General features: G+C 71.5%; 18 protein-coding genes and 1 riboswitch. Of the genes, 7 read left to right on the top strand and 11 right to left on the bottom strand.

Translation table 11 applies throughout. The features are described from left to right. Positions 1-126 precede the first annotated feature (126 nt). From ACFVYF_RS31705 to fahA, 7 genes are all read right to left on the bottom strand, one after another. Positions 127-2,901, bottom strand: coding sequence for a fumarate reductase/succinate dehydrogenase flavoprotein subunit (locus tag ACFVYF_RS31705; RefSeq protein WP_389460910.1), 2,775 nt, complete (start codon positions 2,899-2,901; stop codon positions 127-129). 74 nt (positions 2,902-2,975) lie between these two features. After that, the gene (locus ACFVYF_RS31710; protein WP_389460912.1) at positions 2,976-3,917 is read right to left on the bottom strand and encodes an ATP-binding cassette domain-containing protein; all 942 of its coding nucleotides are present in this window, start codon (positions 3,915-3,917) and stop codon (positions 2,976-2,978) included. Continuing rightward, positions 3,901-4,803 carry an ABC transporter permease gene (locus ACFVYF_RS31715; protein WP_389460963.1) on the bottom strand — a complete coding sequence of 301 codons (903 nt, stop codon included), beginning with the start codon at positions 4,801-4,803 and terminating at the stop codon, positions 3,901-3,903. Before ACFVYF_RS31715 ends, ACFVYF_RS31710 begins: the two co-directional genes overlap by 17 nt. A gap of 407 nt (positions 4,804-5,210) precedes the next feature. Beyond that, positions 5,211-6,557, bottom strand: a complete 1,347-nt coding sequence (locus ACFVYF_RS31720) for an ABC transporter substrate-binding protein (protein WP_389460914.1) — start codon at positions 6,555-6,557, stop codon at positions 5,211-5,213. Positions 6,558-6,593: 36 nt separating this feature from the next. Then, on the bottom strand, positions 6,594-6,821 hold the full coding sequence (locus ACFVYF_RS31725) for a ferredoxin family protein (RefSeq protein ID WP_010986276.1): 228 nt from the start codon (positions 6,819-6,821) through the stop codon (positions 6,594-6,596). A 237-nt stretch (positions 6,822-7,058) separates the two neighbouring features. Then, positions 7,059-7,838 (bottom strand): GntR family transcriptional regulator, encoded by a 780-nt coding sequence (locus tag ACFVYF_RS31730; RefSeq protein WP_389460916.1) that lies wholly within the window; start codon positions 7,836-7,838, stop codon positions 7,059-7,061. Between the two features lie 137 nt (positions 7,839-7,975). Continuing rightward, on the bottom strand, positions 7,976-9,232 hold the full coding sequence (gene fahA / locus ACFVYF_RS31735; protein WP_389460918.1) for a fumarylacetoacetase: 1,257 nt from the start codon (positions 9,230-9,232) through the stop codon (positions 7,976-7,978). A 265-nt stretch (positions 9,233-9,497) separates the two neighbouring features. Between fahA and ACFVYF_RS31740 the strand changes: the two genes are divergently transcribed. From ACFVYF_RS31740 to ACFVYF_RS31750, 3 genes are all read left to right on the top strand, one after another. Next, on the top strand, positions 9,498-10,745 hold the full coding sequence (locus ACFVYF_RS31740; RefSeq protein WP_389460920.1) for an ATP-grasp domain-containing protein: 1,248 nt from the start codon (positions 9,498-9,500) through the stop codon (positions 10,743-10,745). A 189-nt stretch (positions 10,746-10,934) separates the two neighbouring features. Next, a complete protein-coding gene (locus tag ACFVYF_RS31745; RefSeq protein WP_389460921.1) occupies positions 10,935-12,137 on the top strand; it encodes an FAD-dependent oxidoreductase in 1,203 nt (400 codons plus the stop codon). Positions 12,138-12,372: 235 nt separating this feature from the next. Further along, entirely contained in the window at positions 12,373-13,185 is an 813-nt protein-coding gene (locus ACFVYF_RS31750; RefSeq protein WP_389460923.1) for an HAD family hydrolase, read from the top strand. 38 nt (positions 13,186-13,223) lie between these two features. Here ACFVYF_RS31750 and ACFVYF_RS31755 read toward each other — a convergent pair whose 3' ends face one another. From ACFVYF_RS31755 to ACFVYF_RS31770, 4 genes are all read right to left on the bottom strand, one after another. Beyond that, positions 13,224-13,967 carry a transglycosylase SLT domain-containing protein gene (locus ACFVYF_RS31755; RefSeq protein WP_389460925.1) on the bottom strand — a complete coding sequence of 248 codons (744 nt, stop codon included), beginning with the start codon at positions 13,965-13,967 and terminating at the stop codon, positions 13,224-13,226. A 3-nt stretch (positions 13,968-13,970) separates the two neighbouring features. Next, positions 13,971-14,130: riboswitch (cyclic di-AMP (ydaO/yuaA leader) on the bottom strand. A 270-nt stretch (positions 14,131-14,400) separates the two neighbouring features. After that, positions 14,401-14,724: a hypothetical protein gene (locus ACFVYF_RS31760; RefSeq protein WP_389460927.1), complete on the bottom strand. Its 324-nt coding sequence runs from the start codon at positions 14,722-14,724 to the stop codon at positions 14,401-14,403. A gap of 49 nt (positions 14,725-14,773) precedes the next feature. Next, positions 14,774-16,897 carry a CocE/NonD family hydrolase gene (locus ACFVYF_RS31765; protein ID WP_389460964.1) on the bottom strand — a complete coding sequence of 708 codons (2,124 nt, stop codon included), beginning with the start codon at positions 16,895-16,897 and terminating at the stop codon, positions 14,774-14,776. Positions 16,898-16,944: 47 nt separating this feature from the next. Continuing rightward, entirely contained in the window at positions 16,945-18,468 is a 1,524-nt protein-coding gene (locus tag ACFVYF_RS31770) for a peptide MFS transporter (protein WP_389460929.1), read from the bottom strand. A gap of 262 nt (positions 18,469-18,730) precedes the next feature. Between ACFVYF_RS31770 and ACFVYF_RS31775 the strand changes: the two genes are divergently transcribed. The 4 genes from ACFVYF_RS31775 (at position 18,731) to ACFVYF_RS31790 (ending at position 23,229) form a co-directional block, all read left to right on the top strand. After that, on the top strand, positions 18,731-19,741 hold the full coding sequence (locus ACFVYF_RS31775; protein WP_389460931.1) for a polyprenyl synthetase family protein: 1,011 nt from the start codon (positions 18,731-18,733) through the stop codon (positions 19,739-19,741). A 316-nt stretch (positions 19,742-20,057) separates the two neighbouring features. After that, the gene (locus ACFVYF_RS31780) at positions 20,058-21,287 is read left to right on the top strand and encodes an outer membrane lipoprotein carrier protein LolA (protein ID WP_389460933.1); all 1,230 of its coding nucleotides are present in this window, start codon (positions 20,058-20,060) and stop codon (positions 21,285-21,287) included. Between the two features lie 93 nt (positions 21,288-21,380). Further along, positions 21,381-22,346: an ABC transporter ATP-binding protein gene (locus ACFVYF_RS31785; protein WP_389460935.1), complete on the top strand. Its 966-nt coding sequence runs from the start codon at positions 21,381-21,383 to the stop codon at positions 22,344-22,346. Then, on the top strand, positions 22,333-23,229 hold the full coding sequence (locus ACFVYF_RS31790) for an ABC transporter permease (protein ID WP_389460937.1): 897 nt from the start codon (positions 22,333-22,335) through the stop codon (positions 23,227-23,229). Before ACFVYF_RS31785 ends, ACFVYF_RS31790 begins: the two co-directional genes overlap by 14 nt. The last annotated feature ends 3 nt before the right edge of the window (positions 23,230-23,232 follow it).

Below are 23,232 nucleotides of genomic sequence, written 5' to 3' on the forward strand. Positions count from 1 at the left end.
GCCGCCTGCTGTGCCTGCTGCGCTCGCTGCGGCCGCTCCTCCCGCGTGGCACGGCTGGCACGGGCGGCACGGGCGGCTCGTGCGGCTCGTGCGGCTCGTGCGGCTCGTGCGGCAAGGGTGGCGGACCTACAGGGCCCGCGATGCGTACGCCCTGACGTCCGCGTCGGCGTCGGTCGTGGCCGTGGCGAGGGCGGCACGGGCGCCCTCGTGCACCCCGGCGTGCCGTACGAGCGCCAGGACCGCTGCCTTGCGGACGTCGGCGTTCGGGTCGGCGAGGACCTTGGCCAGGGCGGGGACGGCCGTGTCGGCGTCCCCGGCGGACAGGGCGGTGGCGGCGCCCGACCGCACCTGCCAGGCAGGGTCGGCCTGGGCGGCGACGGCTCGGGCGGCCAGGGGTGCCGGGCATCCGGTGGTGGCCAGTGCCTCGTAGGCGGCGCCGCGGACCAAGGGGTCGGGGTCCTCGGTGAGCCGGCCGAGTGCGCCTTCGACGTGGCTGCCGGGGCTCACGCCGGCCAGGGCCTTGGCCACGGTGACGCGGACCTCGCGGGAAGGGTCGTCGACCGCGGACAGCAGGGGCACCGCGTGGTCCACGGAGACCAGACCCCGTACCGCCGCGATGCGTACGGCGATGTCGGGATCCCGGAGGGCGTCGGCGAAGACATCCGGCTCGCCGAGGCGCAGGGCGCGCAGGGCGTCGAGGGCGGTGGTGCGGACGAGGGGGTCGTTCTGGGCGTAGTCGTTGTCGTCGTTGTCGTCGTTGTCGTCGCTGTCGTCGTTGCGGGTCAGGGCGTTGATGAGGGTTGTGTACAGGGCCGGTTCGGGGGTGAGGGTTTCGACGAGCTCGCGCAGTGAAGCCGCCGCGGTGGCGCGCACCTCGCCGTCGGTGTCGACGAGTGCGGCTCCGATGGCCGGGCCGGTGCCGGGTGGGGCCGTCTCGGTGAGCAGGGTGAGGGCGGCCCGGCGGACGGAGGGTTCCGGGTCGGTCAAGTAGGGGTGGAGGGCGGGGAGTTCGGGCTCGTTGTCGGCGAGGGCGAGGAGTTCGAGAAGGCGGGGTGAGGCGGCGGGGTCCGTGCGGCCGACGGGACCCGAGGAGTGGTCGACCGCTGCCGGGCGGGCTGCCACCGGCGCCGCGTCCCGTGCGCCGGCCGTGGCCACACCCTCCGGGTGAACCTCGCCGAGGTGACGGGAGGGGCCGCCGGACGGGGTGAATTCGGTGACCGGGACGAGATAGGGAGCCACGGGACGGGCCGTGAACTCCATCGCACCAGAGGGGGACTTGTGCAGATCGAGGTGGTGGAACCAGTCGGCGTCGTTTCGGGCGGGGTGGTCCGTGCGGTCGTGGTAGAGGCCCCAGCGGGACTCCGTGCGCGCGAGCGAGGCGCGGGCGGCCATCTCCGCGCAGTCGCGGATGAAGGTGACCTCGGCGCACCGCATCAGTTCGTGCGGGGTGCGGGCGCCCATCTCCGCGATGTCCGTGCGCATCCGCTCGAAGGCTTCGAGAGCGAGCGAGAGACGGGCACCGGACTTGGGCGGGGCGACGTAGTCGTTCACGAAGCGCCGGAGTTTGTACTCGACCTGGGGCTGGGGCGGGCCCTCCGGGTTGCGCAGCGGGCGGTAGATCAGATCGTGGGCGTCGCGCAGCTGGTCGTGCGGCAACTCGCCTTCGTAGGGGCGGTACTGGGCCGCGTCCGCGCCCGCGAGGTCGCCGAAGACGAAGGCGCCGATCATGTAGTTGTGCGGCACGCAGGCCAGGTCCCCGGCGGCGTAGAGGCGGGGCACGGTCGTGCGGGCCTGGTCGTCGACGCGTACGCCGGAGGCGGAGTGACCGCCGCACAGGCCGATCTCGGAGATGTGCATCTCGATGTCGTGGGTGCGGTAGTCGTGCCCGCGGCCGGCGTGGAAGGTGCCGCGGGTGGGGCGTTCCGTGGTGTGCAGGATGGATTCGAGTGCGTCGATGGACTCCTCGGGCAGATGGCTCAGCTTGAGGTACACCGGCCCCCGGTCGCTGGCGACCTCCGCGGCGAACTCGGCCATCATCCGGCCCGACCAGTAGTCGGAGTCGACGAAGCGTTCGCCGTGCCGGTTGACCTGGTAGCCGCCGAAGGGGTTGGCGACGTAGGCGCAGGCGGGCCCGTTGTAGTCCTTGATCAGCGGGTTGATCTGGAAGCACTCGATGCCGGAGAGTTCGGCGCCGGCGTGGTAGGCCATGGCGTAGCCGTCGCCGGCGTTGGTCGGGTTCTCGTAGGTGCCGTAGAGGTAGCCGGAGGCGGGCAGGCCGAGGCGGCCGCAGGCGCCGGTCGCGAGGATGACGGCACCCGCGCGGACCGAGACGAAGCCGCCCGTACGGGTGTTGAAGCCCGCGGCGCCGATCGCCCGGCCGTCGGCGCCGGTCAGCACCCGCACCGGCATGACGCGGTTCTCGATCCGGATCCGCTCGCGCATCTCCCGGCGCCGCAGCTGCCGGTAGAGGACCTTCTTGACGTCCTTGCCCTCGGGCATCGGCAGCACATAGGAGCCGGAGCGGTGCACCTGGCGGACCGCGTACTCGCCGTGCTCGTCCTTCTCGAACTTCACGCCGTACGACTCCAGGCGCTGGACCATCGCGAAACCGCGGGTCGCCGTCTGCCGGACGGTGGACTGGTCGACGATGCCGTCGTTGGCTCGGGTGATCTCGGCGACGTAGTCGTCGGGCTCGGCACGGCCGGGGATGACGGCGTTGTTGACGCCGTCCATGCCCATGGCGAGAGCGCCGGAGTGCCGGACGTGCGCCTTCTCCAGCAGGAGGACGTCGGCCCCGCGCTCGGCGGCGGTCAGCGCGGCCATGGTGCCGGCCGTGCCGCCGCCGATGACGAGGACGTCGCAGATGAGTTCCTCGGCGTCCGAGAGGGACGGGATCTCCACGGGGGTGCCTTTCGGGTCTTTCGGCTGCTGGGGGACGGGGTCACGGGGCCCGGGGAGCGGGCTGCCCGGGCCCGTCAGCCGCTGAGTGAGGTGAGGACTTCGCGCCGCAGGGCCAGGCGCGCCGGGTCGTCGTGGGCCGAGCGGTCCCGGGGGTGGGGCACGTCGCGGACGCCGAGCAGCCGGCCCGCGCCGAGCAGTGCGACGCGGTCACCGAGGAACAGGGCCTCGTCCACGTCATGGGTCACGAAGACGACGGTGGCGCCGGTGCCGTGGAGCACGTCGACGAGGAGGTCCTGCATGCCGGCGCGGGTCTGGGCGTCGAGCGCGCCGAAGGGTTCGTCCATCAGGACGGCCCGGGGCTGTCCCGCGAGTGCGCGGGCGAGCTGGACGCGCTGGCGCTGGCCACCGGAGACGCGGTGCGGCAACTGCCGTGCGTGGTCCGCGAGTCCGACCCGGGCGAGCCAGGCGGCGGCCTCGGTACGGCGGTCGGTGCGCGACAGTCCCTTGATGGCGAGCGGCAGTTCGACATTGGCGCGCAGGGTGCGCCAGGGGAGGAGGGCGTCCTCCTGGAAGACGAGTGCGCGGTCGGCGCCGGGGCCCAGCAGGGGGCTGCCGTCCTGGGCGACCGATCCGGTGAGCAGCGGGAGCAGTCCGGCGAGGGTCCGCAACAGCGTCGACTTGCCGCACCCCGAGGGACCGACCACGGTGAGGATCTCGCCGGGAGGGATGTCGAGGCCGACGTCGTGCAGGACGGGGGAGCCGGGGCGGCCGAGCGAGGCGTCGGCGAAGGAGAGCCGGGTGCCGTGCGGCAGGCGGCCGACGGTCTGTTCCGCCCCGCCCGTTCCGTTCGCCTCGGAGCGCGTCCTCTTCGCCTCGGTACGGGTGCTCTTCACCTCGGTACGCGTGCTCGTTGCCTCGGGTGAAGTGTTCTTCGCGTCGGCAGGGGTGTTCTCCGCCTCGGACGAGGAGTTCTTCACCTCGGTAGACGTGTTCGTCGCCTCAGACGAGGTACTCATCGCGCACCTCCTTTCCGGACCCCGGCCCCGAGCCCGACTCCGATTCCGACGTGGGCGTGGGCGCGGACTCGGGCGCGGCTGCTGGAGCGGGCCGGGTGAGGGGCGTGGTCCTTGGGGCACGCGGCCGCGCGCCGGGGACGTACTCCGTGCGCGGCAGCCACCGGGTGAGCCATCGGCCCAGGCGTTCGACGGCCGTGGAGGTGACCCACCCGAGCACTCCGATGGTGACCATGCCGACGAAGACACCGGGGTAGTCGACGACGGTGTAGTCCTGCCAGGTGCGGTAGCCGACGCCGTACTGGCCGGAGATCATCTCGGCGGAGATGACGCAGATCCACGAGACGCCGATGCCGACCGAGAGGCCGCCGAAGATCCCGGGGAGGGCGCCGGGCAGGACGACCGAGCCGAGGATCCGCAGGCGGCCGCCGCCCATCGTGCGTACGGCCTCTTCCCAGACGGGAGTCAGCGCGCGCACGGCGTGCCGGGTGGAGACCAGGACGGGGAAGAAGGCGGCGGTGCAGGTGATGAAGACGATGCCCTGTTCGTTGCTGGGGAACAGGAGGATCGCGACGGGGACGAGCGCGATGGCGGGGATCGGCCGGACCACTTCGAGGACCGGACCGAGCAGGTCCTCCGCGAGGCGGGAGCGGGCCACGGTCACACCCGTGGCGATGCCCAGCACGGCCGCCAGCAGAAAGCCGGTGAGGATCCGGGTGAGGCTGTCGGTGAGATCCGTCCAGTAGTCGTCGCCGCCGAGCCGGTCGCCGAAGGTGCGGGCGACGTCGACGACGGTCGGGAACTGGGAGAAGCGCAGCCAGAGATCGACGTTCAGGCTGGTCAGCAGCTGCCAGGCGGTCAGCGCGACGGCGAGCGACACGGCGCGCAGGGCATACCGGGCGAGGGAGCTGACGCCGGCGCGCGGTGTGGCGTCCCGGGTCGTGCGGTTGGCGGTGCGGTTGGCGGTGGGGCTTGGTGTTGTGTCCGTGGTCGTGAGGCTGGCGGTGGGGCTTGGTGTTGTGTCCGTGGTCGTGAGGCTGGCGGCCGAGCTCGGTGTCGTGTCCGTGGTCGTGAGGCTGACGGTCGAGCTCGGTGTCGTGCGCGTGGTCGTGCGGCCGACGGTCGAGCTCGGTGTTGTGTCCGTGGTCATGCGGCCGACGGTCGGGCTCGGTGTCGTGTCCGCGGTCGTGAGGCCCGCGCCCGCGCCCGCGCCCGGTACCGCGTCCCGGGCCGCGGAGGCGGCCGCCGTGCTCGGCATCGTCCTCGTGGCGCGGGCGTCCCGGGCCGGTTGCCCGGTCATGACGCCCGGCCCAGGGCGTCGGCGTACGAGATGGTGCGGGCGCCCGAGTGCTTCGCGATGTACGCCCGGGCGGTGGCCGCGGTGACGAAGGGGAGGAGGGCGTCGCCGTCCGCCACCCACACCGCCCTGTCCGCGAACCAGCGCGTTCCGGTGGTGGCGTCGGGGACGTAGGCGGCCCGGGCGGAGGCGCGGTGGGCGGAGACGTAGCGGAGCAGGGCGGAGGGGGAGTCGTAGGTGCGTGTTTCGGTGGAGCCCTTGGGCCACACCTCGCTCGCGGCCGGCGCGGGCGAGGCGGCGAGCTGCCCGGCGTACGCGGAGGAGCCCAGTGCCTTCTTGACGTACTGGTCGTCGACGAAGGCGTCCACGTCGACGTCCCCGATGAGCTTCGCCGACTTCAGGACGGACACGTCCTTCTTCAGGGCGGAGATCAGCTGGGGCTTGAGGGCCGGACCGAAGGTGGCGATGCCGTGCGCACCGTTGTAGAGGTAGACGACCTCGGCGGGCAGGCCGGTCGCCTTCGCCACCTTCTCGGCCGCGGCCACGGGGTGGTCGTGGAGGTAGTCCGTCGCTGTGGCCTGGGCCTTCAGGAATGCTTCCAGTACGGCCGGTCGCTTCTTCGCGAAGTCTTCGCGGGCGGTGACTCCGTGGAAGGTGGGCAGGTTCAGCGCGGCGCCGTCGTACAGGGCCTTCGCCTTGCCCTGGTAGGCGAGCAGGCCGGGCCAGGCGACGAACTGGGAGAGGGCGTCCGCGCTGCCCGCAGACAGGGCCGAAGCACCCACCGAGGGCTGCTGGTTGAGCTTCTCGATGCCCTTGTCCGGGTCGATCCCGGCCCGTTGGAGGGCGCGGACGAGGGTGCCGTCGGCCGCCGATCCGATGCTCGTCGACACCTTCTTGCCGCGCAGGTCGTCGAGGGAGCCGAGCTTCGAGTCCGGCGGGGTGACGATGGTGTTGAGGCCGCCGCGCAGGTTGTAGCCGGTGACCGAGACGAGGTGGGTGGGGCGGCCGAGCCGGCTGCCGCGGGCCGCGTTGATGAGCAGTGGGAAGTCGCCCATCGAGCCGATGTCGATCTTCCCGGCGGTCATCTGGGCGGTGATCGGGGCGCCGGTGGCGTAGTCCTGCCAGTCCACCTTGTAGGTGGTGCCGTCCCCGAGGGCGTTCAGCTCCTTCTCGAAGGAGCCGAGCGAGCGCAGGAGGGTGCCGGCCGTGACGGTGTTGATCGTCTTGGACTGGTAGCCGACCGTGATGGTGACCGTGGAGCCGGCGCCTGCCCCGGCCTCGCCGCCGCAGCCGGCGAGCGGGAGGAGGAGAGCGACTGTGGTGACTGCGACTGCCGTGCGTTTCATGGGAGTTGGGGCCTCTCGCCGGAGCGGATCGACGGGTCAGCGGAGCAGGTAGGGCATGTTGACCGTGACGGCTCCGGTGGGGCAGCGGGCGGCGCACGGGCCGCAGTACCAGCACTCGTCGACGTGCATGTAGGCCTTGCCGTTGCTCTCGTCGATGGCGAGGGAGTCCAGCGGGCACATGTCGACGCAGAGCGTGCAGCCGTCGATGCACTTGGACTCGTCGATGGTCACGGGCACATCGGCCCGCTGGGGCGCCAAGGGCATGGCTGTCTCCAGGAATCAGTGCGTCAGGGATCAGTGCGTCAGGGGTCAGCGCGTCGGGGATCAGTGCGTCAGGGATCAGCGCGTCGGGGATCAGTGCGTCAGGAATCAGTGCGTCAGGAATCGGCGAGGCGGGGCTTCGTACGTCAGGGGTCGGCGAGCCGGGGCTCGGTGCAGCTGGGGTCTGCGCGTCGGGGCTCGGTGCGTCGGGGGCCGGCGCGCCCGGGGGCCCCGACGGGACTACCGGGAGCGGTGCAGGAGGCCGTTCATGGTGATGCGGTCGCCGCGGAAGCGGATGAACTCCAGGTCGACGGGGCGCCCGTCGGCGAGATGGGTGAGCCGTTCCAGCATCAGCACGGCGGTGCCGCGCGGCGCGTCCAGTACGGCGGCGGAGTGCGCGTCCGCGTTCACCGCCTCCAGGGTGATCTCGGCGTGCCCGAGGGGCTGGCCGGTGATCGTCTCCAGGAGGCGGAAGACGTCCGTGTTCTCCAGGTCGGCGCCGAGCAGGGCGGTGCCGAGGTCGAGCGGGATGTAGGTGAGGTCGAGAGAGAGGGGAAGACCGTCCAGGCGCCGGAGGCGTTCGATGTAGAGGACGTCGGCGCCGGCCGGGACGCGCAGGCGTTCGGCGACCGGGGCGGGGGCGGCGACGGGGCCGACGGTCCGCACCTCGTTGCTGACCCGGCCGTGGGCGCGCAGGGTCTCCGCGAGTCCCATCAGCCGGTCGAGTCCGTGCGGGTACTTCTGGGCGACGACGACCGTGCCGACGCCGGGGAGCCGGTCCACCAGCCCCTCGGCGCGCAGCAGGTCGAGCGCCTGGCGGACCGTGTTGCGGGAGGCCCGGTAGTCGGCGCCGATGGCCGTCTCGTGCGGCAGGGTGCCGTCCGGGAAACCGCCGGTCAGCACCTGGTGGCGCAGCAGGTCGGCGAGCTGGCGGGCCCGGTCCGCGCGCAGCCGCCGCCGGTGGGCGGCGACGGTGGTCGCGCCGGGTCCGGCGTGCTCTCTGATGCGTTCGGCGGGCATGCGACGGACCATACCGAGGGGCCGCGCGCCGTGGTGTTGCCGGAGTGTTGCGCCACCTGCGCCCGCGCCGCGCGCGCCGCTGACCTGCGGTTGCGGCGGCTCGGGAGAAAGATCTGCCACCGCCGCGACCCAGCGGATCAGCTCTTCGGGACCACCCGGCCCGACACCTCGCCGAGGCCCACCCGGGTCCCGCCCGGGCCCGGTGCCCAGGCCGTGAGGGTCACCTCGTCACCGTCCTCGAGGAAGGTCCGCTTGCCGTCGGGGAGGTCGAGGGTGTCGCGGCCGTTCCAGGTCAGCTCCAGGAGGGAGCCGCGCTCGCGTTCAGTGGGCCCGCTCACCGTGCCCGAGCCGTACAGGTCGCCGGTGCGCAGGGACGCGCCGTTGACCGTCATGTGCGTCAGCTGCTGGGCGGCCGTCCAGTACATGGTGGAGAACGGCGGCTCGGCGACCGTGTGTCCGTTGATGGCGACGGAGATCCGCAGGTCGTAGCCGCCGGGGTCCTCCGAGGCGTCGTCCAGGTAGGGGAGGAGGGGATCGGTGCGGGACGGGGGTGCCACGCGTGCGTCCTCCAGCGCGTCGAGCGGGGTGATCCACGCCGACACCGAGGTCGCGAAGGACTTGCCGAGGAAGGGGCCGAGGGGGACGTACTCCCAGGCCTGGATGTCGCGCGCGGACCAGTCGTTGAGCAGGCAGAGGCCGAAGACGTGGTCACGGAAGGCTGCCAGGGGGACGGATGTGCCCATCGCGGAGGGCGTGCCGATCACGAAGCCCACCTCCGCCTCGATGTCCAGGCGGACGGAGGGGCCGAAGGAGGGGGCGGCGTCCGCGGGGGCCTTGCGCTGGCCGGAGGGGCGGATCACCTCCGTCCCGGACACCACGACCGTGCCGGACCGGCCGTGGTAACCGATCGGCAGATGCTTCCAGTTGGGGGTGAGCGTGTCCGCCGCGTCCGGGCGGAAGATCTGTCCCACGTTTCGGGCGTGGTTCTCGGAGGCGTAGAAGTCGACGTAGTCAGCGACCTCGAAGGGCAGGTGCAACGTCACTTCGGACAGCGGGCGCAGCAGGGGTTCGATGGTCTCCCGGTGGGAGGGGACCGTCACCCAGGCGGTGAGCGCACGTCGTACGTCGGACCAGGCGGTGCGCCCGGCGGCGAGCAGGGGGTTGAGGGTCGGCTGCGCGAGCAGCGCCTCGTACGGGGAGCCGAGCGCGCGGGCCGCGGCACCCGCGTCGAGCACGTGGTCGCCGAGCCGGACGCCCACGGTCCGCTCGCCGGGGCCCGCCGGGGAACTCCCGGAACCCGCCGGGGAGTCCGCGGACCCCGCCGGGGAGAACACGCCGTACGGAAGATTGTGCGGACCGAAGGGGTCGCCCTCGGGGACATCGAAGGGGGGCATCGGGTGCTGCCTCGCTTTCGCGCTCGCCATGAGATCCGTGTGTTCCACGCGTTCCAAGTGGTCAGGGCACACGTTACGTGGGAGTGACGGCTGGAGTCAGGCTCAGTGACGCACCGCTCACCGTGCCTAAAGAGTTCGCAATGTCCGATTAAGCCTTGTCGGACGCGGCAATTCCGGCTTAGCGTCCTTTGGGGGACACGGACGGGGTGGGTCCGGTCCGTAGGGGGGACACGTGGGGGGACCCGTGGCCAGGAGTGCGCGCGGAGTGCCGGTCGACGCCGACCGGAATGTACCGGGCCTGATCGTGAAGTTCGGCGACTATCCGCTGCATCACGGCGGTGTCGGCGCCATCCGCAGCCTGGGGCGGCTCGGCATACCGATGTATGCGATCACCGAGGACCGTTACACGCCCGCCGCCGCGTCGCGCTATCTGCGCCGCGCCTTCGTCTGGCCGACCAGGGGGACCGAGGAGCCGGAGTGCCTCGTCGAGGGGCTGCTGCGCATCGGCCGCCGCATCGGCCGTCCGACTGTCCTCGTGCCGACGGACGAGGAGGCCGCCGTCCTGATCGCCGAGTACCAGGGCGAGTTGGCCGGTCCTTTCCTGTTCCCGCGCGTGGACGCCAAGCTGCCGCGCCGCCTCGCCAGCAAGCAGGGGCTGCACGAACTGTGCGTGGAACACGGCATTCCGAGCCCGGCGGCCGCCTTCCCGCGGTCGTACGAGGACATCGCGGCCTTCGCGGAGACGGCCCGCTTCCCGCTGGTGGCCAAGAACCGCGAGGCATTCGTGCGCCGCAGCCGGCCCGCGGTGAACGGGACGACGCGCATCCAGAACCGTGCGGGACTGCTGGCGCTCGCCCGCGGCTGGGGCGAGCAACCCGGCGTGATCCTCCAGGAGTACCTGCCGAGGGAGGAGGCCGAGGACTGGATCGTGCACGCGTACTTCGACGCGGACTCGACACCGCTGGCGCTGTTCACAGGGGTGAAGGTCCGCTCCTGGCCGCCGCACGCGGGCATGACGGCGAACGCGTACGTCGTGGACAATCCGGAACTCGCCGATCTCGTCGCGCGTTTCATCAAGCAGATCGGCTTCACCGGCGTCATCGATCTCGACCTCCGCTTCGACCGCCGCGACGGGGCGTACAAGCTCCTCGACTTCAACCCCCGGATGGGCGCCCAGTTCCGCCTCTTCGAGAGCGAGTCGGGGATCGACGTGGTGCGGGCCCTGCACCTGGATCTCACCGGCCGCGCGGTACCCAAAGGCGCCCAGCAGCCCGGCCGGCGCTATGTCGTGGAGAACATCGACCTGCCGGCCCTGCTCGCCTACCGGCGCAGCGGCTACACGACCCCGCACGCGCCGCTCCGCGCGAGCGGTACGGAGCTGGCCTGGCTCGCGGGCGACGACCTGCGGCCGTTCTTCACCATGCTCGCGCGCTTCGTGCGGCCCGGCGCGAAGCATCTGTACCAGCTCTGGCGGACCAACCGCCGGGGCAGCGGGGCCGGTTGGACCGCTTAGCGGCCACCGGCACCTGGCACCAGAGAAGAAACCGCACCAAAGAAGAAACCGCACCAAAAAAGAAACCGCACCAAAAAGAAACGCACCGAGGAAGAAGCCAGAGAAGAAGTAAGAAGCACGGCAGTACGACACGAAGTTGGCACGACCGCGCGACCCGCGCGGCGCAGTACGTCCTGGGGAGGGGACTTCGTGATGCATCCGGTAGCAGTCATCGGTGCCGGGCCGTTCGGCCTGTCCACCGCCGCCCATCTGCGGGCGCGCGGCATTCCGGTGCGTGTGTTCGGCGAGCCGATGGTGAGCTGGCGCGACCACATGCCCGAGGGAATGCTGCTCAAGTCGACCCCGGTCGCCTCGAACATCGACGCGCCCGGGCGCGGACACACGCTCCTCGACTACTGCGAGGCGTCCGGGACACCGCGGCTCGTCACGGACGAGGACATCATTCCGGTGGAGACGTTCATCGGGTACGGGGAGTGGTTCCAGCAGCGGCTCGTGCCCGGTCTTGAGCGGGTGCGGGTGGTCGCGGTGGACCGCGGGCGGGACGGCGGCTTCGAACTCAAGCTGGACTCGGGGGAGTTGTTCACGGCGGGGGCGGTGGTCGTGGCGACCGGTCTGTCCGGCCTTGCCCATCTGCCCCCGGAGCTCGCGGGCGCCGCGGGCGACGGACCCACTCCGGCGGGCCCGGTCTCCCACAGCTCCCAGCACCATGACCTGAGCCGCTTCTCCGGCAAGGAACTGCTGGTCGTCGGCGCGGGCCAGTCCGCTCTGGAGACGGCGGCCCTCGCGGCGGAGGCCGGTGCGCAGGTGCGTGTGGTGGCCCGGGGCAAGGGCGCGGTCGCCTTCGGTGCGCCCCCGTGGCAGCAGCCGCGGCTGCGCCCGGAGTCCCCCTTCGGCCGCGCCTGGTCGCTGTACGCGCTCAGCTACTACCCCCACCCCTACCGCTATCTCCCGCCCCAGGCACGGCACTTCCTGGTCCGGCGCATCCTCGGTCCGCTCGGCGCGTGGTGGCTGCGCGACCGCTTCGAGGGCAAGGTCGAGGTCAGCGAGGTCGAGCGGATCGTCCGCGCCGGCACGAGCGGCGGCCGCCCGGTCCTCGAGGTGCAGAGCGTCGGCGGCCGGACGCAGGAGCTGGCGGCCGATCACGTGATCGCGGCGACCGGGTACCGGGTGGACATCGCGGCGATGGACTTCCTCGGCCACGAACTGCGTACGCGGCTGGCGGTGAGCCGGGGCACGCCCAGGCTCGGCGCGGGCTATCGCTCCTCCGTCCCCGGCCTCTATTTCACGGGGCTGCCGGCGGCCGCTTCGTACGGGCCGGTGATGCGGTTCGTGTGCGGCACGGAGTTCGCGTCCCCGCGGCTGGCCGCCCACCTGGCGTCGGCGCACGGCTGAGGGGGACCCCCGGGGCGGTCACGTCCCGGGGGAGCCGAGCCCCTGAAGGGGCGGTCACGCGAAGGCGAGGGAGAGGAACAGCGCCCCGGTGGCCGACGGGGGCAAGCGCGCCCCACGGCGGGCTCGTTGATCGCGTCCCGTCCGTCACGGCCGGGCACGGCGTGACGGACGGGATACCGGACGTCGTCCGGTTCACGCCGGGCCGTTGAGACGTTCGATCCGTATTCTTCGGATCATGGCCGCTCCGACTGCATATTCACTCATCGCCACTGACCTGGACGGAACGCTGCTGCGCGGCGACGACACTCTCTCCGGCCGGTCGCGGGCCGTGCTGAGGAGAGTCGTTGCGGCGGGGGCGAGGCACCTGGTGGTGACGGGCCGCCCCACGCCGAGGGTGCGCCCGCTGCTCGACGAACTCGGCAGCGAGGGCCTCGCGGTGTGCGGCCAGGGCGCGCAGTTGTACGACGCCGGAGCCGGCCGTCTGCTCTGGTCGGTGACCCTGGACCGGGAGCTGGCCGAGACCGCGCTCGGCAAGATCGAGGCGGAGGTCGGGCAGGTCTACGCGGCCGTGGACCAGGACGGGGTGGACGGGCTCACGCTCATCGAGCCCGGCTATCTGATGCCGCACCCCACGCTGCCCGCGGTGCGGGTGCGACGGCGTGACGACCTCTGGGCCGAGCCGATCAGCAAGGTGCTGCTGCGCCATCCCACCCTGACCGACGACGAGTTGGCGTCGGCGGCCCGGGTGACGGTCGGCTCGCTGGCGACCGTCACCATGTCGGGCCCCGGCACCGTCGAACTCCAGCCATGTGGCGTGACCAAGGCGACGGGTCTCGCCCTGGCCGCGGACCACCTGGGTCTGCCGCCGTCCGAGACGATCGCCTTCGGCGACATGCCGAACGACATCCCCATGTTCGACTGGGCCGCCCACGGCGTCGCCATGGCCAACGCCCATCCCGAACTCAGGGCCGTCGCCGACGAGATCACCCTGTCGAACGCGGAGGACGGCATCGCGGCCGTACTGGAGCGGCTGTTTCCCGCTCCTTAGGCCGCGATCCCGTCGTCGTCCGTAGCCCCGAAGGCTGCTCAGTACGCCCCGAAGACGTTGTCGATCGAGCCGTACTTGTCGGCGGCGTAGTTGCAGGCGGCCGTGATGTTCGCGACGGGGTCGTAGGGGTTCGTCGAGGTGCCGGCCACGTGGTAGGCGGAGAAGGTCGGGTCGATGACCTGGAGGAGCCCCTTGGACGGCGTACCGGCCACGGCGTTGGAGTCCCAGTTGTTGATGGCCAGCGGGTTGCCCGACGACTCACGGATGATGTTGCGGTGGATGCCGTCGTAAGTGCCCGGAATGCCCTTTTGGGCCATGATGTCCAGGGCTTCCTTGATCCAGCCGTCCAGGTTGTTCGCGTACGACTTCGTGGAGGCGGAGGTCGCCGTCGTCTTGGCCGCCGTGGAGGACTTCGCGGCCGCCTTGGCGGTCTTGGTGCCCACGGTCAGCTTGAGGCCCGGGCGGATCGTCGACGGGTCGCTGCCGATGACCGCGCGGTTCGCGTCGTAGAGCTTCTTCCAGTCGGCGCTCGCGGAGTGCTCGCGCGCGATCTTGGACAGGGTGTCGCCGGCGGCCACCTGGTACGTCACGAGCTGGACCTGCGGCACCGAGGCCTTCGCGGCCTGGACGGCCTGCGTGGTGACCTGGGCCGGCTGGGCGGCGTGGGCACTGGCAGCTCCCACGATGGGGAGCGCGAGTGCGGCTCCGCCCGTTCCGGCGGCGACGAACCCGCGGGTGAGGGGGGAGGTTCTGGGACGACGGTGCTTGCCTCGTGCGGCCATGACGAATTTCCTCTCGGGCGCCTGCGAGGTGAGCTGTCGGGTTCGGGCTGGAGGTGCCCGGCCGCATGGCGACATGCGACTTAACCCCGAGCCGTTCCGGTGTGACCGGACCGGCGACTTACCTGGGTCCCCCGCTCCTGCCGTGCGTGGGTGGATGGGTGCTCCGGGCGGCGGCAGGATTCGGCGTTCCGCTCGGATCGACGCGAACGTATGCGAGAGCACATGTCGGGAACAAGGCCGGATTTCCCGTTGCACCCCGCTTGGCCACGTCATGACGTCGGGGGAAATCGCCCGATTAGACCGGAACGTGAAACTCAACTTGCCTTTCGCAAAGGGGAAATTGCTCGACGGAGCGCGGCGCTTGATCCATTGTGACGTGACTCATTTCACGCGACCAAGCGCAAACAAAGGGGCGATGCAGGCAACTCGGGCATTACTCCGCGACGGTCCAGGCGGCCGAGCCCCTCGCCGGAGCCGGCCGGACCTCCCACACGGAGAGATCCGTGTCCGGGTCGTCGTCCGGCAGCCGCCCCGCGTTGGCCCTGAAGTACAGCCCGTAGCCCCAGTACTCCGGGAGCTCATGGCAGATCAGATCGGGATACGGCGCGAACTCCCGGTCCGCGTAAGCCCCGTTGATGCGCGCCACGGCCTCCGCCCGCGAGATCCCGAAGCGGGTGACCATCTCCTGGGCCATCTCGCGGAAATACGCGAGCATCCCCTCGTCCAGGTCCATCAGGAATTCCTCGGTCCGCGCCATGTCCCCCCGCGCCCCGTCCCTCCGCGCTCCGTCACCGCCGTGTCGGTGTCTACCCAGCCGTGCGCGGGATTCTCCTCTCCCACGTCCGGTGGAAGACCACCTCGTCCCCGTCCTTGCAGATCACCTCGTTCGAGGTGATGAAGTCCGTTGCGTCACAGGTGATTTCGGAGCGGGTCTCGACCTTCGCGTCCCATCCCGTCTCCGGGCGGTGGAGACGGACGGTCCACTCCGAACGGGTACGGGCCGACAGGGGATCCGACTCGTCGATCGTGTAGGTCTCCAGGGCTTCCTCGGTGAACTCCAGGCCGTCGGGGTAGACGCGCGTGCCGCCGTAGCGCGGGTCCACCTCGAGGCGCCGTTCGCCCTTCGCCACATCGCGGACGACCAGGCGCTCCGGGCGGGGTTCGTCCAGCGTCGCCGGGACGACGACGCCCAGGGGTGCGGACTCCTCGGGCTCCTCGAAGGTGATGGACGGGTCCGACTCCCTTGCCCGCACCGGCAGTTCGAGCGAGCTTCCTTCCGGGTCCAGGGTGAACCCGGTGTCCGAACCGGGCTGCGGCCAGATCCACGGCCAGTACGCCGACGAGACGGCCAGCCGGATGCGGTGCCCCGCCGGGAAGGCGTGTCCGATGCCGTTCAGCTCGAAGGTCACGTCCTGGGTCTCGCCGGACGGCCACTCCACCGCCCGGTCCCGGCCCTCGCGGGCGGAGAGGTTCAGCACGCCACGCGTGACGAGCGTCGACGCCCCGTCCGGGAACACCTCGCAGACCCGCGCGATCACCTGCCCCCGCGGCACCGCGGAGGTCAGCCGCAGCCGGACCCGCGGCCGCCCCAGCACCCAGGTCTCCGCCGGCACCTCGAACTCGAAGCACGCCGACTTCGCGTCCTCCTCGCGCTGGTCCGGCGGCAGGTCGGCGTCGTTGCCGAACGGGAAGAAACGGCCGGCGTCCAGGCCGGTGTGCTGCGGTGAGCGCACCAGTACGGGCGCGCCCTCCAGCGCGTACGTGACCGGGGTCACCGCGGGGGAGGGCCAGGCGTCGTCGCCCACCCAGCGGCCGGGCAGGGTCGGGTACACCGTGGCCGGAGGGTGCGAGTCGCTGATGTACGAGCGGAGCAGCGGCTCGGCCATCACGCCGACGCGAGAATCCCGGGCCCCGACCCTGGTCCCGCCCACCTCGGCCCCGCCCGCCCCGGTGCCGGCCGCACGAGCCCCGTCCACACCGGTGACCGGCCCGTCCCCCGCCCCGGAACCGCCGTCGGCCCCCGGCTTCAGCCAGTGGTCCCACCAGCGCAGCGTCTCCTGGAGGAAACCGATCGCCGGGCCCGGCGGCAGCCCCCGGTCCGGGTACTGGTGGGACCAGGGGCCGATCAGTCCGCGTACCCGGTCGGACGGCAGGTGCTCCACCAGGCGCAGCACCGTGTCCCGGTACGGGTCGTGCCAGCCGCCCACCGCGAGGACGGCCGCCCGGATCGCGCCGTAGTCCTCGCACACGCTGCCGTGCCGCCAGTACGCGTCCCGGGTCTGGTGCGCCAGCCAGGTGTGGATGAAGGGGTCGACGGCCTCCAGGCGCTTCACCCACATGTCGCGCCACATCACCTCGCCGACGTACGCCGGGTCGGGCGGCCGGCAGACGAACGCGAGCATGGTCGACGCCCAGGCGTGCATGTCGACGGCGAGGACGGAACCGCCCATGTAGTGCACGTCGTTGTCGTAGCGGTCGTCCGTCGAGCAGACCGTGACGATGGCCTTGAGCGGTTCGGGGGCGCGGGCGGCGATCTGGAGCGAGTTGAAGCCGCCCCAGGAGATGCCGAACATGCCGACCCTGCCGTTGCACCAGGGCTGGGCCGCCAGCCAGTTGACGACCTCGACCCCGTCGGCCAGCTCCACCTCCGCGTACTCGTCCGCCGGCATGCCCTCGGAGTTGCCGTGACCGCGGACGTCCACCCGGACGGAGGCGTAGCCGTGACCGGCGTACCAGGGATGGCGCTGCCAGTCGCGGGGCGCCGTCCAGTCCGTCAGGCGGTACGGGAGGTACTCGAGCAGGGCCGGTACGGGCTCGTCGGTCAGCGGCCGCCACACGCGGGCGTACAGGCGGGTCCCGTCGGGGAGCGGGATGAGGAGGTCCTCGTGGGTCGTCTCGTGCGGGAAGGACGTACGGATGTGCGGGCTCACAGGGCTCACAGGGCTCACGGGGTTCACACGGTTCATGGGGGGCGACCTCAGTGGACGGGGTGCATCGTGCGGCGCAGCCAGGGCGCGAGGGCCATCACGGCCAGACCCGCGGCCACCGCGATCGCGCCGTTGACACCGAAGTAGGCGGGCTTGGAGACGTCGTCGTACACCTTCACGGTCTGCGCCTGGATGCCGTTGGCGAGCGCGAGGGACAGGAACCAGAGGGACATCGTCTGGCTGGCGAAGGCCCGGGGGGCGAGCTTCGTCGTCGCGGACATGCCGGAGGTCTCCAGCAGGATGTCGCCGAGACCCAGCAGGAGGTAGGAGCCGACGATCCACCAGGCCGACATCCGGTAGGCGTCGCCGCTGTGGCCCGAGGTGGGCAGCACCATCAGCAGGAACGAGAGGCCGCCGAGCACCACCCCGATCGCGATCTTGTTGGAGGCGTGCGGCTGGCGCCGGCCCATCCGGACCCACAGGGCGGCCACCACGGGCGCGAGGCCGACCTCGAAGGCGCCGAGCGCGGACGCGTACCAGCTCGCCGGGAAGTCGAAGCCGAGGATGGCCGACTCGGCGTTCGACGCGGCGAGCAGCATCATCGTCGAGTACGCCTGGAAGAGGATGAAGTTGAAGACCGTCGAGGCCAGGAAGAGCACGATGTACGGGCGCAGCCGGCCCCGTTCCTCGGCCGTGACCCGCGGGCTGGCGAACATCACCGCGAAATAGACCACCGGCGCGATCACCGAGATCAGGGTGAGCAGGTCCACGAAGCGGCCCATCGTCAGCCATCCGGCGGTGGCCAGCAGGACGGCGAGCGCGGCCAGGGCGAGGAGCCCGAAGACGATCAGCCGGACCGCCCGGCGCATCGCCCCGGGTGCGAGCGCGAACTCCGCCGCGTGCTTGCGCCCGGCCAGGTGACGGCGGCCGGCCACGTACTGGATCAGGCCGAACGTCATGCCGACCGCGGCGGCGGAGAAGCCCCAGTGCCAGCCCTGGTGGTCGCCGAGCCAGCCGGTGATCAGCGGTCCGGCGAAGGCGCCGATGTTGATCGCCATGTAGTAGAGCGCGAAACCGGCGTCGCGGCGGTCGTCGTCGGTGCGGTAGAGCTTGCCGACCATGGTGGCCACGTTGGGCTTGAGCAGGCCGGTGCCCGCGCTGATCAGGCCCAGCCCGGCCCAGGTCATGGTGGCGGTCGGCACGGCCATCGCATAGTGGCCGCAGGCGATCAGGACGCCGCCCCACAGGACCGCGCGGTACGAGCCGAGGTTGCGGTCGGCGAGCCAGCCGCCGGCCACCGAGACCAGATAGACCAGCGTGCCGTAGGCGGCGGAGACCGAGGCGGCCGTGCCGGGCGCCATGCCCATGCCGCCGTGGGCGACCGTGTCGGCGAAGTACAGGACCAGGATGGCCTGCATGCCGAGGAACGAGAAGCGTTCCCAGACCTCCAGGCCGGAGAGGGTCAGCAGGCCTCGCGGCTGGCCGAAGAAGGCGTGGTCGTCGCCGGGCGGCGGCACGTCGGGTCCGGGCTGCGGCTCGGGGCCGGGCCCGGTGTCGACGGCGCTTCGGGGCACGGGAGCCTTCCGCAAGTCGGTGCATGTCCGGTGTTATCAGCTGATCAAGAACATACCGCTCGTGATCCGGTACCGCCCGGCCATGAGTGCGTCTCCCGGTCGAGGGAAGTCGGGAGAAGGGGCGGGTGGGCGCTCGTGGTGATCGAAACGTGACCGGATACGCTGACTTGAGTGATGGCAGCGACACATCGACAAACCGTGTCATCGACCGAATGATCGACCGAGTTCGCCATGTGATCGTCAGCAGACAGGAGAACCTCTCGTGACCGTCGTCGGGCCGTTCGGGCTGAGCGTGCGGGACCAGGCTCTCGAAGCCGATGTCCAGGCCGGATTGGCGGCTGTCGAGGAGGGTTTGCTCGAAGCCACCAAGAGCGAGGTCCCCTTCATCACGGAAGCCGCCCAGCACCTCGTGCGTGCGGGCGGGAAGCGGTTCAGGCCGCTGCTCGTGATGCTCGCCGCACAGTTCGGTGACCCCTACGCGCCGGGCCTCGTGCCCGCCGCCGTGGTCGTCGAGCTGACCCATCTCGCCACGCTGTACCACGACGACGTGATGGACGAGGCCGAGGTGCGCCGCGGGGTGCCCAGCGCCAACACCCGCTGGGACAACTCCATCGCGGTCCTCACCGGCGACTTCCTCTTCGCCCGCGCCTCGCACATCCTGGCCGACCTCGGCCCCGAGGCCGTCCGGGTCCAGGCCGAGGCGTTCGAACGGCTGGTCACCGGGCAGATCCTGGAGACCGCCGGGCCGCGCGACGGACGGGACCCGGTCGACCACTACCTCGACGTGCTCAGCGGCAAGACCGGCTCCCTGGTCGCCGTGGCCTGCCGGTTCGGCGCGATGATGTCGGGCGCCGACGAGACGGTCGTCGACGTGCTGACCCAGTACGGCGAGCGGCTCGGGGTCGCCTTCCAGCTCGCCGACGACGTCCTGGACATCGCGTCCGACTCCCACGAGTCGGGGAAGACCCCGGGCACGGACCTGCGCGAGGGGATTCCGACGCTGCCGGTGCTGCGGCTGCGCGAGCGTGTGGAGCGGCTCGGGCTCGCCGAGGACATCGCCCTGTCCGAGCTGCTCGACTCCGACCTCACCGACGACGCCCGGCACGCCGAGGCGCTCGCCCGGCTGCGGGTCCACCCGGCGCTGGAGCAGGCCCGCCGGGACGCGGTGCGCTACGCCGAGGACGCCCAGGCCGCGCTGGCGCCCCTGCCCGAGTGCGACGCCAGGGCGGCGCTCCTGGAGCTGGGCGACGCGGTGGTGCACCGAGCGGGTTAGCCCCTTCGGTTCGAGGGGCTCTCCTCCGGTTGGTCTGTTGCGCGGCGTCTCTGTTCGTGCGGCGCCGGCCCGGTGGTGGCCGGCTCGACGAGGCGGTGTCTGCCCGGTGCGACCCCTACGGGTCGGGGGAGACATCGCCTCTCCGTGTCATACCGCAGCAGTACACGGAGTTGATCCCGGGGTCTGACGCTTCTTCCTGGCGAATTTGGTCAGATGGAAAGCACCACTCCTCATCAATTCGGGTGAGAATGGCGGCGCAGGGGTGGACGAGGACAGTGACTGAAGGCCGCCGCCGACGACGGAGGTAAGGGCACACATGGCACCGTACGAATCCGAGAGGACCACCGGGGCGGAAGGCCTGTCCGACGAGGCCGACGACGTGCGCGACGGCCGGCGCAAGGCGGCGCGGTACGTCGTCCCGGTCGCGGTGGTGGGGCTGGCGGTGGCGACCATCGGGCTCGTCCCGGCGCTCGCCGACTCCGGCGACCCCGACCTGCCGAAGATCACCGCTCAGCAACTCATCGAGAAGATCGCCAAGTCGGACACCCAGCAGCTGTCCGGCACGGTCAAGATCAGCACGGACCTCGGGCTGCCCAACCTGGGCGGCCTCGAGAGCAGCCTCGGCTCGGGAGCGGCCGGGCAGGGCGGCGGCTCCTCCGCCGACCCGTCGTCCAAGCTCATGGAGCTGGCCTCCGGCACCCACACGCTGCGCGTCGCGGCCGACGGCCCGGACCGGGCCAAGGTCTCCCTGCTGGACAAGGCGGCCGAGTACAGCGTCATCCACAACGGCGGCGACGTGTGGGCGTACGACAGCAAGTCCAACGAGGTGTACCACTCGACCGCCGCCTCCGAGGGCTCGAAGAAGTCCGAGCGGCCCGACAAGTCCACGGACGTCCCGGCCACGCCCAAGGAGCTGGCCGACGAGGCCCTGAAGGCGGCCGACGACACGACCTCGGTGACCGTCGACGGCACCGCGCAGGTCGCGGGACGTGACGCGTACAAGCTGCTCATCAAGCCGAAGCAGTCCGGCTCGACGGTCGGCGCGATCAGTGTCGCGGTGGACGCCAAGACCGGTACGCCGCTCAAGTTCACGCTCACCCCGGCGAGCGGCGGCTCCGCCGTCGTGGACGCCGGCTTCACCAAGGTCGACTTCGCGAAGCCGGCCGCGTCGACCTTTGACTTCACCCCGCCCAAGGGTGCGAAGGTCACCGAGGGCGACAGCGCGGCGAAGGCGCCGGAGCCCGACCGGAAGTCCGGCGAGGACTTCGCCCAGGGTCTCGACGGTCTGAAGACCATCGGCGAGGGCTGGAACACGATCGCCCGGTTCGACACCGGCGGCGAGGGCATCCCGTCAGGGTCCTCCGGCAACAGCGACGTCTCCGGGTTCCTGAACTCCCTCGGCGACCACGTCTCCGGCAAGTTCGGTTCGGGCACGGTCTTCTCGACCCGCCTGGTCAACGCCCTGATCACGGACGACGGCAAGGTGTACGCGGGCGCCGTCACCAAGGACGCGCTGGTGAAGGCGGCGAACGCGGCCGCCAAGTAACTCCCGCCCGCCCCGGGGCGCGTGGGTACGGGCAGCTCCGTACCCGCCCCGGGGTTCGCGGGCGCCCACCCGTACGACGAAGCGAGGGAACGCATGGAGGAACGGTCCGCCGCGGAGCCCGACCTGGTGGACACGGTGATCGCCACCCACGGGCTCACCAAGCGCTACCGCGGCGGACAACTCGCCGTGGACGGTCTCGATCTGACCGTCCCGGCGGGCAGCGTCTTCGGCTTCCTCGGGCCGAACGGATCGGGCAAGACCACCACCATCCGCATGCTGATGGGCCTGATCGCGCCGACGTCCGGCACGGCGCGCGTGCTGGGGCAGCCGATGCCCCGCGCCTCGCGCGCCGTGCTCCCGCAGGTGGGCGCCCTCATCGAGGGGCCCGCGCTGTACGGCTTCCTCTCCGGGCGCGACAACCTCCTGCGGTACGACGCCGCCGACCCGGTCGCCGACCCGCGCACCCGGCGCACCCGGGTCGCGACCGCCCTGGACCGGGTCGGTCTCGCGGCCGCCGCGGGCAAGAAGGCGAAGGCGTACTCACTGGGCATGAAGCAGCGGCTCGGGCTGGCCGCCGCGCTGCTCCAGCCCCGCCGTCTGCTCGTCCTCGACGAGCCGACCAACGGTCTCGACCCGCAGGGCATGCGGGAAATCCGCTCTCTGGTACGGGAGTTGGCGTCCGAGGGCACCACGGTCTTCCTCTCCTCGCACCTCCTCGACGAGATCGAGCAGGTGTGCACGCACGTGGCCGTGATGGCGCAGGGGCGGCTGATCACGCAGGGCCCGGTGGCGGACCTGGCGGCGGGTGCGCGCGGGCGTCTCGTGGTGACCACTCCGGACGCCGGGGACGCGGCGCGCGTACTGAAGGAGCAGGGGCTCGCGGATCTCGTGGTGACCGAGGCCGGGGTGACGGCCGAATCACCCGAGCGTGAACTCGCCGAGGTGAACGCCGCGTTGGTCGCCGCGGGCGTCCGGGTGCGCGGCTTCGGGGTGCAACGGGCCTCTCTGGAGGACGCGTTCGTGGCGCTGACGGGGGAGGGCTTCGATGTCGCGGGCTGAGGTCCTGCCCTCCGGGGCCGGCAGCGGGACTCTGCGGGCGCCGAGTCCGCTGTGGGCGTTCGGACTGTTCCGCAGCGAGCTGGTCACCACGTTCCGGCGCTGGCGCACGATCGCCCTGCTGGCCGTGCTGGCGGCCGTGCCGATCCTCATCGGTGTCGCCATCAGGATCGAGACGAGCGACGGCTCGTCGGCGGGCGGCGGAGGCGGGGAAGGCCCCGCGTTCATCGCGCAGATCACCAACAACGGCCTGTTCCTGGTGTTCACGGCGCTCGCCGCGACGCTCCCCTTCTTCCTGCCGATGGCCATTGGCGTCATCGCGGGCGACGCGATCGCCGGCGAGGCGAACGCGGGCACCCTGCGCTATCTCCTGGTCGCCCCCGCGGGCCGGACCCGCCTCCTGCTCACCAAGTACGCGACGACGATGACGTTCTGCCTCGTCGCCACGCTCGTGGTGGCGGCCTCGGCGCTCGCGGTGGGCGCGCTGCTGTTCCCCCTGGGCGAGCTGACGACGATCTCCGGGACCCGGATCAGCTTCGCCGAGGGACTCGGGCGGGCCCTGCTCATCGCGCTGGTCGTCGCCGCGTCACTGCTCGGCGTCGCGGCCCTCGGCCTGTTCATCTCGACGCTGACCAACAGCGGCATCGCGGCGATGGCGACGACGGTCGGCCTCCTCATCACCGTCCAGATCCTCGACCAGATCCCCCAGCTCCACGCCCTCCAGCCGTACTTCTTCTCCCACTACTGGCTGTCCTTCGCCGACCTCATGCGGGAGCCGGTGTACTGGGACGACCTGTTCCGCAATCTCGAACTCCAGGCCCTGTACGCCGCCGTGTTCGGGTCCGCGGCCTGGGCCCGGTTCACGGCGAAGGACATCACGGCGTAAGCC

This window comes from Streptomyces sp. NPDC058274 (assembly GCF_042881375.1).
Classification (GTDB): Bacteria; Actinomycetota; Actinomycetes; order Streptomycetales; family Streptomycetaceae; genus Streptomyces.